Below are 15,819 nucleotides of genomic sequence, written 5' to 3' on the forward strand. Positions count from 1 at the left end.
AAATGAAAGAAATCAACCATTCATATTCATTAAGATAGTGTTGTGAAGCCATTTATTTATTCCCATTTCAGTTTTTCGTATAATCGGTCTTATTCACTGATTTTTTAAAGAAAAAACAGATTAGGGTAATAAGAAATCTTATTACCCTAACAAATTTACATTGGTAACGCCATAAACAACCATGCGGCTAAAATTCCGCCAATCATCGGACCAACGATCGGTACCCAAGAATACCCCCAATCGGAATCACCTTTATTGGGAATCGGTAAAAAAGCATGAGCAATCCGCGGACCAAGATCTCGAGCCGGATTGATTGCATATCCAGTAGTGCCTCCAAGTGAAAGCCCGATAACTAAGATCAAAATCCCAACAGCGATCGGATTTAAACCATCGCCAAATTTACTCATCCCAAAAGCTAATAGCGCAAATACCAGCATGAACGTTCCAATAATTTCACTGATCAAGTTCGCGCCTAAACTGCGTATAGCCGGTCCGGTTGAGAATACTCCCAAAATAGCAGCTGATTCTTTTGTTTCTTTCCAGTGAGGATAGTAGTGGATAAATACTAAAACAGCCCCAATAATCGCACCGATCATTTGACCGATGATATATGGAACGACCATATCCCAACCGATTTTCCCGGCAATCGCCATCCCGATCGTAACGGCAGGATTCAAGTGCGCAAATGACATATAACCTGCCGCGTAAGCACCAATCGTAACTGCAGCGCCCCAACCTAATGTAATCGCGATCCAGCCGGCTCCTTCTGCCTTAGTCTTACGTAAGCTAACTCCAGCCACTACGCCGTCACCTAACAATACTAAGACCATCGTGCCAATAATTTCTCCAATTACTTGTGTTGACATGCTTGTATCCATGGAACACTCCTCCTTATTTTCCTGTTATCACTGTGACAGTAATTTTTAAAGAATATTGCACTGTTCGATTATTCTTTTGGACGATGTTTGAACTGCATTGTCGCTTCAACTGCTTCTTGCCAGCCTTTATAAAGGTCATCTGTTGTTTCTTTCGCCATTTTTGGTTCAAATCGTTGACCTTCAGACGCGAATTTTTTGATTTCCTCAATGTCTTTCCAATAGCCGACAGCTAGACCTGCTAGATAGGCCACACCCAGAGCTGTTGTTTCTAAATAAGGTGCCCGCTCTACCGGTGTTTGGATAATATCTGCTTGGAACTGCATCAACATATCATTTTTTGAAGCACCGCCATCTACACGTAATAATTTGATATCTGTACCGGAATCTTTCGCCATTGTTCTTACGACATCTGTTGTTTGATAGGCTAATGATTCCAGTGTTGCCCGGATAAAGTGCTCTTTAGTCGTGCCGCGTGTCAATCCAAAAACGGCTCCGCGGGCTTGTTGATCCCAATAGGGCGCACCTAACCCGGTAAATGCTGGAACAACATACACATTTTCACTACTTTCTACACGTTTGGCATATTCTTCTGATTGCGGAGCCGATTGGAACATTCTCAAGCCATCACGCAACCATTGAATCGCAGAACCTGCCACGAAAATACTTCCTTCCAACGCATACGTGACTTTGCCGTCGATTCCATAACCGATGGTAGTCAATAAGCCATTTTCTGAAAGAATCGGTTTTTCACCCGTATTCATTACAATAAAGGCTCCTGTTCCATAGGTGTTTTTGACCATTCCTTTATCAAAAGCTAATTGACCAACTAGAGCAGCTTGCTGGTCTCCTGCCATACCGCCAATTGGAACTTGATTTCCATAAAAATGATAGTCTTCCGTGTGTCCATAAATCTCAGAATTCGATTTTACTTCTGGCAGCATTTCTTTTGGAATATCTAATAAATCTAAAATTTCTTGATCCCATTCTAAATCATAAATATTGTACATCATTGTCCGACTAGCATTCGTGTAATCTGTGACATGGACTTTTCCACCAGTCAATTTCCAAACTAGCCAAGTATCGATCGTTCCAAATAATAATTCTCCCTTTTTCGCCCGTTCACGTGAGCCCTCAACGTGATCTAAGATCCATTTGACCTTCGTCGCTGAGAAATAAGAATCGATCAGTAGGCCTGTCTTTTTCTGGAACATTTCTGAATGACCCTGTTTTTTTAAATCGTCAGCAATGTCACTCGTTTGTTTTGATTGCCAGACAATCGCGTTATAAATAGGATGACCCGTTTCTTTTTCCCAAATAACCGTCGTTTCACGTTGATTGGTGATCCCGATTCCTTCGATTTGATTTGGACGAAATCCGCCATCAATCAATGCTCCAGCGATTACTGATTGGACCGAATTCCAAATCTCATTTGCATCGTGTTCCACCCAGCCCGGTTTTGGAAAATGCTGAGTAAATTCTTTTTGCGAAGAACTCACTTCTTTACCCGCTTTGTCGAAGATAATTGCTCGACTTGATGTTGTTCCTTGATCGATAGACATGATGTATGAATCCATGTTCCCACTCCTCTTATATTATAATTTTTGTTGCTTTTTTAGATCCGTTAATTGAGTTTCTTTGATTTGTTGATCCAATTCGGCTTGGTACGCCGCTTTTGTCGTTTCATCCCAGGCAAAATAATCTGCCATAGCATCAACAACAGCATCTTTGATTTCCATCAAGCGATGGCTGATAAATAACATATAATTGGTCCGACGCAGCAAATAATCTACTGGTGTTAGTGTCATTTCAGCGTCCATGGCATAGCGCAAGGACATCGATTCCGCTAGCGTCAAACCTTCGAACGTCCCTTGATCTTTTAGGGCAAAAACTTTTTCAGCATTTGACCCGTAAAGTTCAGCGATATACTTGCTGTCTTCAGAATTTAGGCCTTGCTGTTCACCCTTCAAAGCAATTTTCTCCAGCTCCGTTTCTACCGCTTCCGGATCAAGTCGCCCACCAGAAACTGGATAATTTTTTGAATCGATCAGTTCAAAATCACGGTCAGGTAATAACGAATGGATCGTTTTCATTGCACCATCCGCCATTAGTCGGTAATCTGTTAATTTTCCGCCAGATAAGATCAATAAACCATCTTCTGCAACGGTCAGATCACTGCCGCGGGAAACTGCCGATGGATTATCATTGGGCTCTTCTTTTGCTGCTCCAACAATCGTCTTTTCTACTTTAGGGCGGGACTGTTTGCCGTTAGTGTAATCAATCGCAGCTTGGATGATTTTTTCAAAATTTTCATCACTGATCTTCTCTTTTTTTGTTCCATTATAATCTCCAGACGCATCGCTAATCAGCGGTCGTAATCCTGCCCACGCAGCTTCGATATCGTGGATCGTCAAATCTACTCCTGGATAACGATGGTTGACAATTTTTAATAAATAATCGACATCTTCTTGCTCAACCAATGGATGATCGTAATCACCTTGGTAATCAGTGTCTGTTGTGCCAAAATAGGTCTTATTTTCTCGTGGGATGACGAAAATCATTCGTCCGTCGTTTTTACCCGTATCAAAATACGTTGGTTGTGGAACTTTTAATTTTTGACCATCGACAACTAAGTGTACGCCCTTTGTCGGCCGCATATGTGGTTTATGATCAATCTTTGAATCCAATTTTTTAACAATATCTGACCATGGTCCTGCTGTGTTGATGACCAATTTACCATTAATAGTCATAGTCTGATCATTTAAGGTATCTACAGCTTTGACTCCGGATACTTTTCCTTGTTCATCGTGAACTATTTCTTGAACTCTCATACGGCTGACGGCAATAGCACCATCGGCAACCGCTTGTTTGATATTTTCGATTACTAAGCGCGCATCATTATTGCGATAATCTAAATAAACACCACCGCCTAATAATCCCTCTGACGCCAATTGCGGCTCTCGCTCCAAAATCTCCTCTTTACTCAACATGTAGTTGGCATAACGCCCGCCAGTGATCCCTGCTAAATGATCATAAAGATCCATTGCTATTTTGACAGAGAATAAATTGAAGGTCGAACCCGGCTCATCATAGATCGGTAAAATCATTGGATCTGCTTTTGGAATATGAGGGGCAATTTTTTGAATGATTGCTCGTTCCCCGACTGTATCTGCAACTACTTCGACGTCAAATGTTTTCAGATAGCGGATTCCGCCATGCACTAGTTTAGTAGACCGTGAAGAAGTCCCTTCAGCAAAATCTTGCATTTCCAATAATGCTACAGAAAGACCTGAAGCTGCCGCCTGCAATGCCACTCCTGCCCCAGTGATCCCGCCACCAATGATCACCAAATCAAAGGTTTGCTCACTCAGTTTTTGAATCAATTTCGTTCGTTCTCGAAAAGAAAACATGCGTAAACACCTCGCTCTTTCAAATTGATTTATTGCCAAAATCGAAAAATTATTGTGCTGCCAGATTCGTTAATTCCTATAGATGATCGGTGTCTCCTTTGAGTTATTAAATAAATCATCAATTTAACTTACAAAATTAGTGTATCATAACAAAAAAGCGCTTTCAAAATATTATCGCTTATTTTGCTATTATAACTAACATTATTTTGCCAATATTCCTTTTTGGACCAAAACTTTCTATAAATAAATTCCTCCAGCTTAAAAAATCTGTGAAGCAATAATAAAAAAAGGTGGCGTTCCAAAATTTCTTTTCAATTTTTCATGAAGTTTCAGCTTAGTTCTGAAGAAGCTAAAAAACTAATTTAAAAAAAGAATGCGACAAGGCTTTTGTCACATTCCTTTAAAATTTCTATTGATCTTTTCTTGCTCTTAAAGCAGATAAAATTGAGACTGTGTCGATCACTTCTTGCAAGGCGGCACCTAGTAATGCTGGGATTACTCCCGTACTTGCGATCAGCATTAAGATTACGCAAATAATCAATCCAATCAGCACTGATTGACGAGCGATTCGCATCGTATCTTGAGACAAATGGATCGCTGCTGAAACTCGACTCAGATCATCTTTCAAGATGACTGCATCGGCACTTTCACTAGCAGCAGTCGAACCGTGGGCACCCATCGCGATACCGATATCGGCAACGGCTAGAGCGGGCGCATCGTTGACACCATCGCCCACCATCACGACTGGTCGATCTTGTTCTTTGAGGGTTTTTAACACATCGATTTTTTCTGCCGGTAAACATTCAGCATGAACTTCTGTGATTCCGACTTGATTGGCGATTCGATCAGCGATAGATTGACGATCCCCCGTCAGCATGATGGTTTTTTTGATTCCAAGTTTATTTAGTTCTGTGATCGTATTGGCAGATTCTTTGCGGACAATATCAGTAAAAGTGATGTAGCCGACATATTGATCAGCTAAAGAAACATAAACCGCCGTTTTTTCGTTAGTTAATTCGCTAGTTGCTCCCGCAAAAGTTGCTTTACCAACTCGAATTGTTTTGCCATTGACTTTGGCTTGGATCCCTTGTCCGGTGATTTCTTCCAATTCAGTCACAGGAAACAACGCAAGCTGATTCGCTTTTCCATAAGCGACCAATGAACGAGCTAAAATATGGCTAGATTCTTGTTCGCCGCTTGCTGCATAAGTAATCAATTCTTCTTTTGAAACTTCGGTAGTATCGACATGAATCTCTTCGACTGAAAGTTTCCCTTCTGTTAAAGTTCCTGTCTTATCAAATGCGATACTTTTGGCCCGAGCCAGCTTTTCAATGGTCGTTCCGGTTTTTACAACAATACCATTTCGACTTGAGCGACTCATTCCAGCTACCAATGCTACTGGTGCTGCCAAGATCAACGGACAAGGGGAAGCTACAACTAAAACTTCGGCAAAACGAACGGGATCTTTTGAAACAAACCAAGCCACCCCACCGATGATATACGCCGTAATTGTAAATGGAACTGCGTATCGATCAGCCAATCGAACAAAATGAGCGGGCTTTGCTTCAGATTCCTTCACTAATTTTACCAATGTCTGATACTGACTGTCTTGTGCAGATTTTGTCACTTTCATACGAAGTGCTGCATCACCATTGACCGAACCAGACATCAATTCATCATTCATCTTCTTTTCAATCGGTTTGGATTCGCCCGTCAACGAAGATTCATCAACAAACGATTCTCCAACCACAACTCGGCCATCAACCGGAACTAATTCACCCGGTTTAACTAAGATTAAGTCTCCCACTCGAACTTCTTCAACAGTGAGTTCTGTTATTTCTTCGCCATCAATCCGATGAGCCACTTGCGGCGAATTGTCCAAAAGCGAACGTAATTCTCGACTTGCTTGATGACTAGCGTAGTCTTCTAAACTATCCCCGCCTGTCAGCATGATCAAAACAACTAAACTCGCCCAATAATCTCCAACCATTAATGTAGCCACAATAGCAGTAACTGCTAAAATATCTACTCCATATTTTCCTGATCGTAATGTTTTGATCATTCCAATCAACATAGAGATTGTCATGATACCGCTAATGATTGAAACGAGCCAAAAGGCCCATTGATTTTGCTGAAAACCAAACTCCAGAATTAAGGCGATGATTCCAACCATTACTGTTAAAAAAAATTTCTTTATGTTACTCATTTGCTCCGCCTCCATTTTCTTCAGTAATAGATTAGCACTTCAATAATCTAATTGAAAATAAGAAAGCCCAAATGATAAAGATAATCATTAACAACTGAAAAAATATCTTTCTATTTTAAAATAATTATAATTAGAAACCTAAAATAAAAGTTCCCCTCTGCGCTATGACCACCTTCGCGAATTTCCGAAGAAACTGGGGGAACATCAATTGTTCAGAAAAAGGGAACGCGACAAAATCTTTGCCCCATTCCCTTTTCGAAATAGCTATAATCATTATTTTTTTCACTACGGCGTCTTCATCCAAACGGGTTCAAATTGATTTCCATCAGGATCTGTAACTTCCAGACTGAACATTTGATCTTCAGGTATTCCCATATCAACAGCGAAATAATCTCCACCGTTGGCTTTTGCCGCTTCTGCGATTTTTCTGACTGCATCTGGGCTCTCGACTAAAAAAGCAGTCAGCGTTCCACTTTGCACCTTAGTATCTGCGATCTTTTTATCTTTGAGAAATTTACTATAAAACTCATGGCTCAACACCATGATGCAGAAACTATCGTCCCATTTCATCGAACTAGCATGTTCATCAGACATTTCTTGCACTTTCGTAAATCCAAGTTTTTCATAAAATTCTGTCGAAGCTTGCACATCTTGTACCGGATAATTTGTAAATACCATCGTTGACATTTTGTTCACTCCAATCAAATTTTCCTTTATTATGCAAGAATAGTTAGAACAAAGCAAAGAAAGCGCTTGCACGATGTATAACAAACGCTTCTTACCAGATAATTTTAGTTCGATTCATTTTTAACAATTGCTGACAAAAAATGTTTAGCTTCTTGTTAGATAGGAAGGCTCAAATTGTCCTCAAATAACACCCGCTGATTTTTTAAATACTTTGTTTGGCAGGGCGCAGTAAAACTTCACTAATCGTTACATGCTCTGGTTGTTCAATCGCATAAAGCACTGCTTGCGCAACATCTGCTGCCGCTAAACTAAATCCTGCTTTGCCGGCTGTTTCACGTAGTGCCATTTCAGTTGTTTCGTCACCTACTGTATTGAACAATTCTGAGGAAACCATTCCCGGTGAGACGATCGTTGAACGAATGCCATTAGACAGCTCTTCTTGACGCAAACCTTCCATAATAGCCCCTACTGCATATTTCGTTCCGTTATAAACCGCTGAGCCAGGATAAACCACATGACCTGCCACCGAATCCGTTGAAATAATCAAACCAGACTGTTGGTTTTGCATAATGGGTAATACCGCTCCAATGCCGTTCAGCACTCCCATAATATTGATATCCAGCATCTTTTGCCAGCTAACATATTCTAATTTTGCTAAATTGCCCTGCGGCATGATTCCGGCATTATTATACATGACATCAATTCTGCCAAATTTTTCCATAGCTAGATCAATCACTTGTTGGACTTGTTGGCGATCGGTCACATCTGCTTTTTGATAAAAAACTTGCTCACCTAAATCCTCAGCTAAAGCTTTGATTCGTTCCTCTCTCCGCGCAGCCAAGACAAGTTTAGCTCCCTTACTAGCCAATAATTTTGCTGTAGCTTCACCGATACCTGAAGAAGCACCCATAATAATAATTACTTTTTCTGAAATATTCGTCATTAGTTTTTCCCCATTTCTATTTTCTATCTGTACTTGATTCTTTAACTAGCTTATTTTTTTGATTATTTTAGCTGGTGAACCAGCTACGATGACATTGTCCGGTACATCATGAGTAACGGTCGCATCTGCAGCAATAATCGCGTTTTTACCTACTGTTACACCAGGCAAAATCGTAACATTAGCACCTAACCAAGCATTTTCTTTGATCTTAACCGCAGCGACAGACAAGCCTCTACGTTTTTTAGGATCGATTAGATGATTGACTGTAATAATTCGACACATCGGACCAATCAATACATGATCCTCAAGCGTGATTCCGCCTAGATCAACAAACGTAACGTTCTGGTTAATAAAAATGTCTTTCCCCAAAATGATATGTTTCCCAAAATCTGTATAAAATGGTTGAGAAACTGTTACAGAATCATCTATTGGTCTTTCCGTAATCTGTTCCATATACATTCGGACGTTCTTAGGATCATAGTAGCATCCATTCATTTTCATAATAAGTTGTTCATTGTTGGCTTTTAATAAATGAATCTCGTCATAGATGGCAGAACCAGGCAAAATTTCGATTCCTTGGATTTTAGCGAGCAAGTCATAGTTAGCCAAATCATTCGACCTCCTTTATTTGTTGATTTTAGTATACTTCGTTATACTTACAATAAAAAATACTTATATCGAATAGCCAACTATCGTTTTCAGTTATAGGAGGATCTTATGGAACTACGCGTATTGAATTATTTTTTGACCGTTGCTCAAGAAAAAACTATTAGTAAAGCGGCAGAAGTGTTGCATCTTTCTCAACCCACTTTGTCAAAACAATTAAAGGATTTGGAAGAAGAACTGGGGGTTCAACTTTTTATTCGCGGTAATCGTGAAATTTCCTTAACGGAGGATGGGGTTTATTTACAAAATCGTGGAAAAGAAATTCTAGCATTAGTAGATACAACTACTTCAAATCTCCAAAAAAATGAAGTAATCGGCGGCGACATCATGATCGGGGGCGGAGAGACTCAGACATTTCGTGTTTTGTCGGTTCTTTTGAATGACCTGATGGGAAGCTATCCGGACGTTAAAGTCCATATGTATAGCGGTAATGCGGACGATGTCAAAGATAAAATCGATAAAGGCTTGTTGGATTTTGGACTAGTGATCGATCCAGTAGAGAAACAAAAATATGAGTATATTCCACTCCCCGTCTCAGATCGTTGGGGCATTTTAGTCAATAATGATCACAAATTAGCAAAAAAATCGGCAGTTACTCCCAATGATATCCACGATCAGTCATTATTAATCTCTAGTCAAATGTTGGTCAACAATCAGCTTTCTGAATGGTTAGGCGGAAACTTGAATAATTTTAATATAGTCGGCAGTTACAATTTACTTTACAATGCTTCATTATTCATTAAAGATGGAACAAGTATTGCCTTTTGTATCGATGGAATTATTAATACAGAAAACAGTGGCTTGACCTTTGTTCCGCTTATGCCAGAACTCACGTCAAAAACCAATCTCATTTGGAAAAAGAAACAAATTTTTTCAAACGCTGCAGCTCTCTTTTTAGAGAGGTTGAAGCAAGAAATCGAAACAAAATCTTCGTGATTTTTTCTATTAAGAAGTACAATTGGTCTATCAAACTAGCGACATTCATAGCTTAGTTTTACTAAGCTATGCACGCAAAAATTTGTAAGCGCTTCGGCAAAAAAATACAATAATAGGAATTAGGAGTGACGAACATGACCAGTTATGCTAAAAGAATCGAAGACGAATTGCTTTCACCAGAAAACACTGTGCTGACCGTGATCGACTATCAGCCGACCCAAATCAACTCGATCAATTCGATGAACCGTTCAGAATTGATTCGTAATACGGAAATTGTAATCAAATTAGCAAAACTCTATAATATCCCGATTGTACTTTCTACAGTGAATGTTGAAAAAGGGTGGAATACTGATACAATCCCTGTCTTGAAAAAAGCGGTGGGTGAAGATGTTCCCTCTTATGATCGCAGCTCAATCAATGCTTGGGAAGACCAAGAATATAACGCAGCGATTAAAGCCACCGGTCGTAAAAAGATCTTGATCCTTGCTTTATGGACGGAAGCTTGTTTGACTTTTCCAGCCTTAGACGCATTAAAAGAAGGTTATGAAGTCTATCCGATCGTTGATGCGGTCGGTGGAACCTCACCAATTGCACATGAAACAGCCTTGCGCCGTGTCGAACAAGCAGGTGCACAACTAACTTCCATCGCCCAACTCGCTTGCGAACTACAACGCGACTGGAACCGAGAAGAAACCGTACCTGGATTTGATGAATTAATGACCCAGTTTGGTGCATTTTCTAATTTACGGTAACAAAAAATCCCTCGCTGAATACTAGCGAGGGATTTTTATTAAATTTAGCTGCTAATAAAAGTGCGTTTAATATATCCTATTGAGCTAACTCAAAAACAAAGTAATTGATATCACCGCGATATTTGGAGATAGAATATTCAATAGGCACATGATTCTCTGAAAAACCTTGTGTATGAAAATAGAACATCGGGTCTCCTTCTGCCACATCTAATAAGTCACTGATCGTTTCATCAGCTTTTATAACTTCCAATTTTCTTGTAACAGTCTTTATCGGATGTCCCATCTCTTTAAAAACTTGGTACATTTTTTCTTTAGTAAAATCAATTTGTTGAAAATTTGGAAACAATTCAAACGGGATGTAACTAGTGACTAGAACAACCGGCTTTTCCTCCGCATAACGCAGACGTGTTAGCTTATAAACAGCATCCCCTTGATTCAATTCTAAATTCTCTGCAACTTCTTCACTAGCCACAACTTGTTGGAAATTCAAAACTTTTGTTTTAGGTAGGATTCCTTTTCGATTCATTTCTAAATCAAAACTCTCAATCACATGTGTAAACTCTTGTTGGATTTTATTTTTTTTAACAATTGTCCCTCGTTTTTTACGCTTCTCTAAATAACCTTCATCCACTAATGACTGCACGGCTTGACGAATAGTTGGTCGACTAACATTATATTCTTCTGCCAGTTCCATCTCTGTGGGAATAAGTTGGTTTTCCACGTACTCACCATTTTGAATTTTTTCCAATAGATTTATTCGAATTTTTTTATGCAAAGGAACCTTCATAAGCTACCTACTCCTCATTTAACTGTATACATTATAACATATTACTTTTTCCAATATCTTTTTGGCGTGGCTAAAACTACCTCTGCTGTTTCTGGTATTTCTAACCTTTCATCTTTTAATAAAACAATACTTTGCCCAGTTTTGCAACTGATCTCATTAATAATTATCTCACCAGTCAAAATTGTTAGAATACTTGCTATTTCTGATTCGTTTACTACGATTTGTTCCCCTTTTAGATGTCGAATAGTGAATTCACGTTGAGCCACTGTTTCTCCAAATACAAAACTATTTTTCTCTACATGCTGTTCAGGATGCAATGTTTCAATTGCTTTATCAACATGCAACTCACGTTTCTGACCACTTTTATCCTTACGATCATAATCATAAAAACGATACGTAATATCTGTAGCTTGTTGGATTTCATAAACTAGTGAACCTTTTGTTAAGGCATGAATCGTCCCCGATGGAATATAAATCAAATCATTTCTATTGACCGAATATTCTCTCAAAATTTTTGTATATTCATTTTTTTTAGCGGCTTCTGAGATAGCTGATTTTTCAGGAATTTCCTGTTCTGCGTAAATCCAGCCATCTTTTGGAGGTGTAATAAAATACCAGGCTTCACTTTTTCCATAAGGCATATGTTCGATACGTCGAGCATAATCATCAGTTGGATGAACTTGAATGCTAAGATTCTCATCACAGGCAGTAAACGAAATAATTAAAGGATAAACTTCCCCCGCTTCCAGTCCAAATTTTTTCGGATCATCAGTAATCATTTGACTAAAGGTCTGCTCTTCATTCACTATCTTACAATCAATCTCAGAAACTCCGCTTGCTGAATATACCGATCCAATTTTTTCTATCTGATGATTGCCGCTATAATCATGTAGTCTTGGTGTTCCCCAAATCCGTTCTCGTGATTCTGGTTCTAAAATATACATATTATTCCTCCTATAACTTTATTATTTTTAAATAAAGAAGACGCGTCTCAGAAGAAACACGCCGTTTTTTATTTAAAATACCCCGATAATAACACCAACTGCTGAAATTACAGTCAAAACAAGAATAACTTTTGTAGCTGTCATTTGTTTTGAAGTTAGTAAATACCATGCCAGCAATACCATTACTAAAGGGAGCACATTAGGAAAAATTCCATCCAAAACGGTCTGCAATTTTTGAACTTCATCTCCCATAGGGATTTTTATTTTAGTTATTAGTGCAATATTAGAAGCCGCTAAGCCGCCTACAACCATGATTCCTAAAATATTAAAAGCATCGGTAATTCGTTTTGCGTTTTCTCCAATAATGACATCTATTGCATTTACACCTAGCCGATAACCATTCATGAAACATAAATAAGAAATCAATGGACCAATAATTCCATAACTTATAATATAAAAAATTGGACCTAAAGCATTTCCACCCGCGGATAACCCCATCGCAATTGACAATAATATCGGTACAATGATTCCTTGAATAATTGAATCTCCAATACCTGCTAACGGTCCCATTAATGTCGTCTTGATATTTACCGGCATTTCTTCAGGAACATCACCACCGATTGCAATCTCTTCTTCCAATGAAGCAACAATTCCATTAATCAGTTGTCCCGTTTGTGGTTCAGTGTTATAAAACATAGAATGTCTTAGTAATAATCTTCGTTTCGCTGCGTCATCATTTTTATAATATTTTTCAGCAAATGGTAAATATGAATATGCCCAAGCATGTGCCTGTAATTTTTCATAACTCATTGAGGATAAGTGCGTAAATCCCCAGCGTTTCCAAATCTGACGTAATTCTTTTTTTGTTAATCGATTTTCCATTTTTTTCCCTCCTTAAAAAAGGTCCTCGTCTTCATACGCTGCTTCATTTTGTTCAGCCGTCACATTTGTTGTAGTAGAAAGATTATTGTTACTACCATTTTTCCCAGTGCTTAGATAAACAATATACGCAACCAGTGCAGCAAGAAATACTAAAGCAATCATATTTAACTTAGCAAATGCCATCAAAACAAAACCGGCAAAAAAGAAAACCAAGTGTATTTTTTCCTTGATTACGATTCCCATCAACATAGCTATCCCTAAAGCTGGTAAAACACCGCCTAAAACTGAAATAGTATCTGTAACAACTTGTGGAACATTATTTAACAGCCAATCTACTAACCCACGGCCAAAGAAGATAGCTGCAAAAATTGGAATTGCTCGAAGTAAAAAAGTAGTAATTTGCGGATAAACAATATGATTCAATGTAATGCCACGATCATCAATATTTTCAGCAGCTTTCTGTGCTCTAGTATTCCAAAATGAATATAGAGCCATTCGTGTATTATAAAAAATAAGTCCAAATGTTTGACCAATTAGGATTGATAGAGTCACGGCAACAGCCGGTTCTCCAGTTGTTGCTAAAGCAAGCCCTATTCCACCATAGGCTGCGTAAGTAATCTCGCTATTTGTTGCCCCACCAGTAGATAAGTTTGCAATAAAAACAGCTTGAACTGCTAGCCCACATAATACGCCAGTTTTAATATCACCAAAAGCAATACCTACTAAAAATCCTGCTACTAGAGGGCGCCCAACAACATAGAATCCTCCACTCATTCCAAATAGCCAAGGACTTTCAATTGCACCTAAGTAGCAAAAAATCCCTGTCAGTAAAGCTGGTAAAAATAAACTTCCATCCATTTCTTTTCCTCCTTTTAGTCCTCAATTTTTGTTGTTTTTTTAGTAATAATTTATTTTAGTTTGATAATGAATCATATTTTGCCTTCATTGTTTTCCATGGCTTTGATTCATCATCTGGTAATAATTGGAAACCAATTTCAATTCCTTGCTGATCCATATATTCGAATGCTTCATAATCTTTCTCATCGATTGCTACTGTTCTACCAAGTACCTTCGCGCCTTCACGAGTATTCATCGGTCCTACATTTAGCTTTTTACCAAAATCAACTCCCAAACGAACGAGCTCAGCAAATGTTTGCGGAGAGTTACTAATTAAAAAGAAATCCTTCGGCGAATTTTTCCCCTTCGGAACACTTTCTACTGCCTGTTCAGTAGTGTAAACGCCTAACTTCAAATTCCCAGCAGCTGCTTTGAGTACTTTTTTTCGTAAATCATCTTGTGCAATATCATTCCCCACTACCAAAATTCCTTGTACTGGTCGTGCTTTCGTCCATCTTGTTGTTGTTTGTCCATGAATTACTCGGTCATCAATTCTCGCTAAAGTAATTGTCATTTCAAATTCCTCCTAAATAGTAAATTTATCTCTTAATTAAAATTCTAAATCATTTTCTGGAACCATTTCAGTTACAACACCCGTAATACTTTGTTGCCCAATCTCAATTGCACTCGCATATAAATCTGCCAAACTACTACTATTCAATAGATTAGGCCCTATTTCAATAACCATCGGTAAATTCATACCAGCTATCACTCGAACACGTTCTTCATGCAATAAATAGTAACTATAGGCTTCGTTGTAAGGCGTCCCCCCTTTGATATCTGTCAAAATCAACACTTCTTCTGATTCAAACTCCTTCAACAACTTATTAAAGCGTTCTGAAAAATCTTTTATTCCTGCATCAGTTAAACTAATTGACCGTAAATGCGGATTTTCTCCAGCAATCATTTGATAGCTATCCAAAATTCCCTGGCAAAAATCACCATGACTAGTTACAATTATTTTCATCAGCCACACTCCTTTTATGTAATTACAAAATACTTTATGTCATTATGATAATTCCTTTAGAAAGCGTTGTCAATCAGAAAATTCATTTATTTTATCCGTTGACAAGTAAACGAAACTATTTTATGATTTATTATGTAAATACATATTAGGAGGAATTTTTAATGAACTATACGATTGATCAACTTGCACGTTTTATTGACCACACAAATTTGAAACCCTACGCTACTAAAGAAGATATTCGTTTTTTATGCAATGAGGCTAAAGACTACCATTTTAAGATGGTGGCAATTAATCAGGTTCAATCAAAATTATGCAGTGAAATCTTGGCTGATACTGACATTAATGTTGGGGCGGCCATCAGCTTTCCTTTAGGACAAACTTCAATTGAAGCCAAAGTTTCAGAAACTGGGGATGCAATCGAAAAAGGGGCGACCGAAATTGATTATGTTGTTAATCTCACAGAAGTGAAAGCAAAAAATTGGGATTATTTAAAAAACGAGATGGAAAAAATAGTTGCAATTTGTCGTGAAAATGATGTGATTTCAAAAGTCATTTTTGAAAATGCCTATCTTGAAGAAGCAGAAAAAATCGCTCTATGTGAGATTGCTAAAGTAGTGCAACCAGATTTTATTAAAACATCGACTGGTTTTGCTCCAACGGGTGCGACTTTTTCAGATATAAAATTGATGAAAAAACATGTAGGTTCTGAAGTAAAAGTCAAAGCTGCCGGTGGTATACGAGATGCCGAAACTTTCAAAAAAATGATTGCATGCGGTGCTGAACGAATTGGAACGAGTTCTGGAATCACAATTATCGAAGATTTGAAGAAAGAAGCCATTGATGGAAAAATTAATATCTAGGAGGATT

The 15,819-nt window shown here is 38.3% G+C and carries 16 protein-coding genes; 3 read left to right on the forward strand and 13 right to left on the reverse strand.

The features are described 5' to 3' along the window. Positions 1-155: 155 nt before the first annotated feature. The 7 genes from FFM68_RS02325 to FFM68_RS02355 all read right to left on the reverse strand — a co-directional run bounded on the left by FFM68_RS02325 (position 156) and on the right by FFM68_RS02355 (position 8,730). Positions 156-878, reverse strand: a complete 723-nt coding sequence (locus tag FFM68_RS02325) for an MIP/aquaporin family protein (RefSeq protein WP_137617832.1) — start codon at positions 876-878, stop codon at positions 156-158. A 68-nt stretch (positions 879-946) separates the two neighbouring features. Next, the gene (glpK, locus tag FFM68_RS02330; protein WP_137617833.1) at positions 947-2,452 is read right to left on the reverse strand and encodes a glycerol kinase GlpK; all 1,506 of its coding nucleotides are present in this window, start codon (positions 2,450-2,452) and stop codon (positions 947-949) included. An 18-nt stretch (positions 2,453-2,470) separates the two neighbouring features. After that, entirely contained in the window at positions 2,471-4,285 is a 1,815-nt protein-coding gene (glpO, locus tag FFM68_RS02335; RefSeq protein ID WP_137617834.1) for a type 1 glycerol-3-phosphate oxidase, read from the reverse strand. Between the two features lie 409 nt (positions 4,286-4,694). Then, positions 4,695-6,491 (reverse strand): heavy metal translocating P-type ATPase, encoded by a 1,797-nt coding sequence (locus FFM68_RS02340; protein WP_137617835.1) that lies wholly within the window; start codon positions 6,489-6,491, stop codon positions 4,695-4,697. Between the two features lie 285 nt (positions 6,492-6,776). Continuing rightward, positions 6,777-7,178 carry a VOC family protein gene (locus tag FFM68_RS02345; RefSeq protein ID WP_137617836.1) on the reverse strand — a complete coding sequence of 134 codons (402 nt, stop codon included), beginning with the start codon at positions 7,176-7,178 and terminating at the stop codon, positions 6,777-6,779. Between the two features lie 202 nt (positions 7,179-7,380). After that, positions 7,381-8,121, reverse strand: coding sequence for an SDR family oxidoreductase (locus FFM68_RS02350; RefSeq protein WP_137617837.1), 741 nt, complete (start codon positions 8,119-8,121; stop codon positions 7,381-7,383). A 45-nt stretch (positions 8,122-8,166) separates the two neighbouring features. Further along, positions 8,167-8,730 carry a DapH/DapD/GlmU-related protein gene (locus FFM68_RS02355; protein WP_137617838.1) on the reverse strand — a complete coding sequence of 188 codons (564 nt, stop codon included), beginning with the start codon at positions 8,728-8,730 and terminating at the stop codon, positions 8,167-8,169. Positions 8,731-8,838: 108 nt separating this feature from the next. On the opposite strand from FFM68_RS02355, the gene FFM68_RS02360 reads away from it, so the two are divergent. Beyond that, entirely contained in the window at positions 8,839-9,723 is an 885-nt protein-coding gene (locus FFM68_RS02360) for a LysR family transcriptional regulator (RefSeq protein WP_137617839.1), read from the forward strand. Positions 9,724-9,857: 134 nt separating this feature from the next. Then, positions 9,858-10,475, forward strand: a complete 618-nt coding sequence (locus FFM68_RS02365; RefSeq protein WP_137617840.1) for a hydrolase — start codon at positions 9,858-9,860, stop codon at positions 10,473-10,475. Between the two features lie 76 nt (positions 10,476-10,551). On the opposite strand, the gene FFM68_RS02370 is transcribed toward FFM68_RS02365, so the two are convergent. The 6 genes from FFM68_RS02370 to FFM68_RS02395 all read right to left on the reverse strand — a co-directional run bounded on the left by FFM68_RS02370 (position 10,552) and on the right by FFM68_RS02395 (position 14,952). Then, positions 10,552-11,262 carry a GntR family transcriptional regulator gene (locus FFM68_RS02370; RefSeq protein ID WP_137617841.1) on the reverse strand — a complete coding sequence of 237 codons (711 nt, stop codon included), beginning with the start codon at positions 11,260-11,262 and terminating at the stop codon, positions 10,552-10,554. Positions 11,263-11,303: 41 nt separating this feature from the next. Next, complete coding sequence (locus FFM68_RS02375; RefSeq protein WP_137617842.1) at positions 11,304-12,206, reverse strand: class I mannose-6-phosphate isomerase; 903 nt, start codon at positions 12,204-12,206, stop codon at positions 11,304-11,306. A gap of 72 nt (positions 12,207-12,278) precedes the next feature. Continuing rightward, entirely contained in the window at positions 12,279-13,088 is an 810-nt protein-coding gene (locus FFM68_RS02380) for a PTS system mannose/fructose/sorbose family transporter subunit IID (RefSeq protein ID WP_137617843.1), read from the reverse strand. Positions 13,089-13,100: 12 nt separating this feature from the next. After that, positions 13,101-13,946: a PTS mannose/fructose/sorbose/N-acetylgalactosamine transporter subunit IIC gene (locus FFM68_RS02385; RefSeq protein WP_137617844.1), complete on the reverse strand. Its 846-nt coding sequence runs from the start codon at positions 13,944-13,946 to the stop codon at positions 13,101-13,103. 55 nt (positions 13,947-14,001) lie between these two features. After that, positions 14,002-14,499 carry a PTS sugar transporter subunit IIB gene (locus FFM68_RS02390; RefSeq protein ID WP_137617845.1) on the reverse strand — a complete coding sequence of 166 codons (498 nt, stop codon included), beginning with the start codon at positions 14,497-14,499 and terminating at the stop codon, positions 14,002-14,004. Positions 14,500-14,535: 36 nt separating this feature from the next. Beyond that, entirely contained in the window at positions 14,536-14,952 is a 417-nt protein-coding gene (locus tag FFM68_RS02395) for a PTS sugar transporter subunit IIA (RefSeq protein ID WP_137617846.1), read from the reverse strand. Positions 14,953-15,113: 161 nt separating this feature from the next. Between FFM68_RS02395 and deoC the strand changes: the two genes are divergently transcribed. Then, positions 15,114-15,812: a deoxyribose-phosphate aldolase gene (deoC, locus tag FFM68_RS02400; RefSeq protein ID WP_137617847.1), complete on the forward strand. Its 699-nt coding sequence runs from the start codon at positions 15,114-15,116 to the stop codon at positions 15,810-15,812. Positions 15,813-15,819: the final 7 nt, after the last annotated feature.

The organism is Enterococcus xiangfangensis (genome assembly GCF_005405365.1).
GTDB lineage: Bacteria > Bacillota > Bacilli > Lactobacillales > Enterococcaceae > Enterococcus_A > Enterococcus_A xiangfangensis.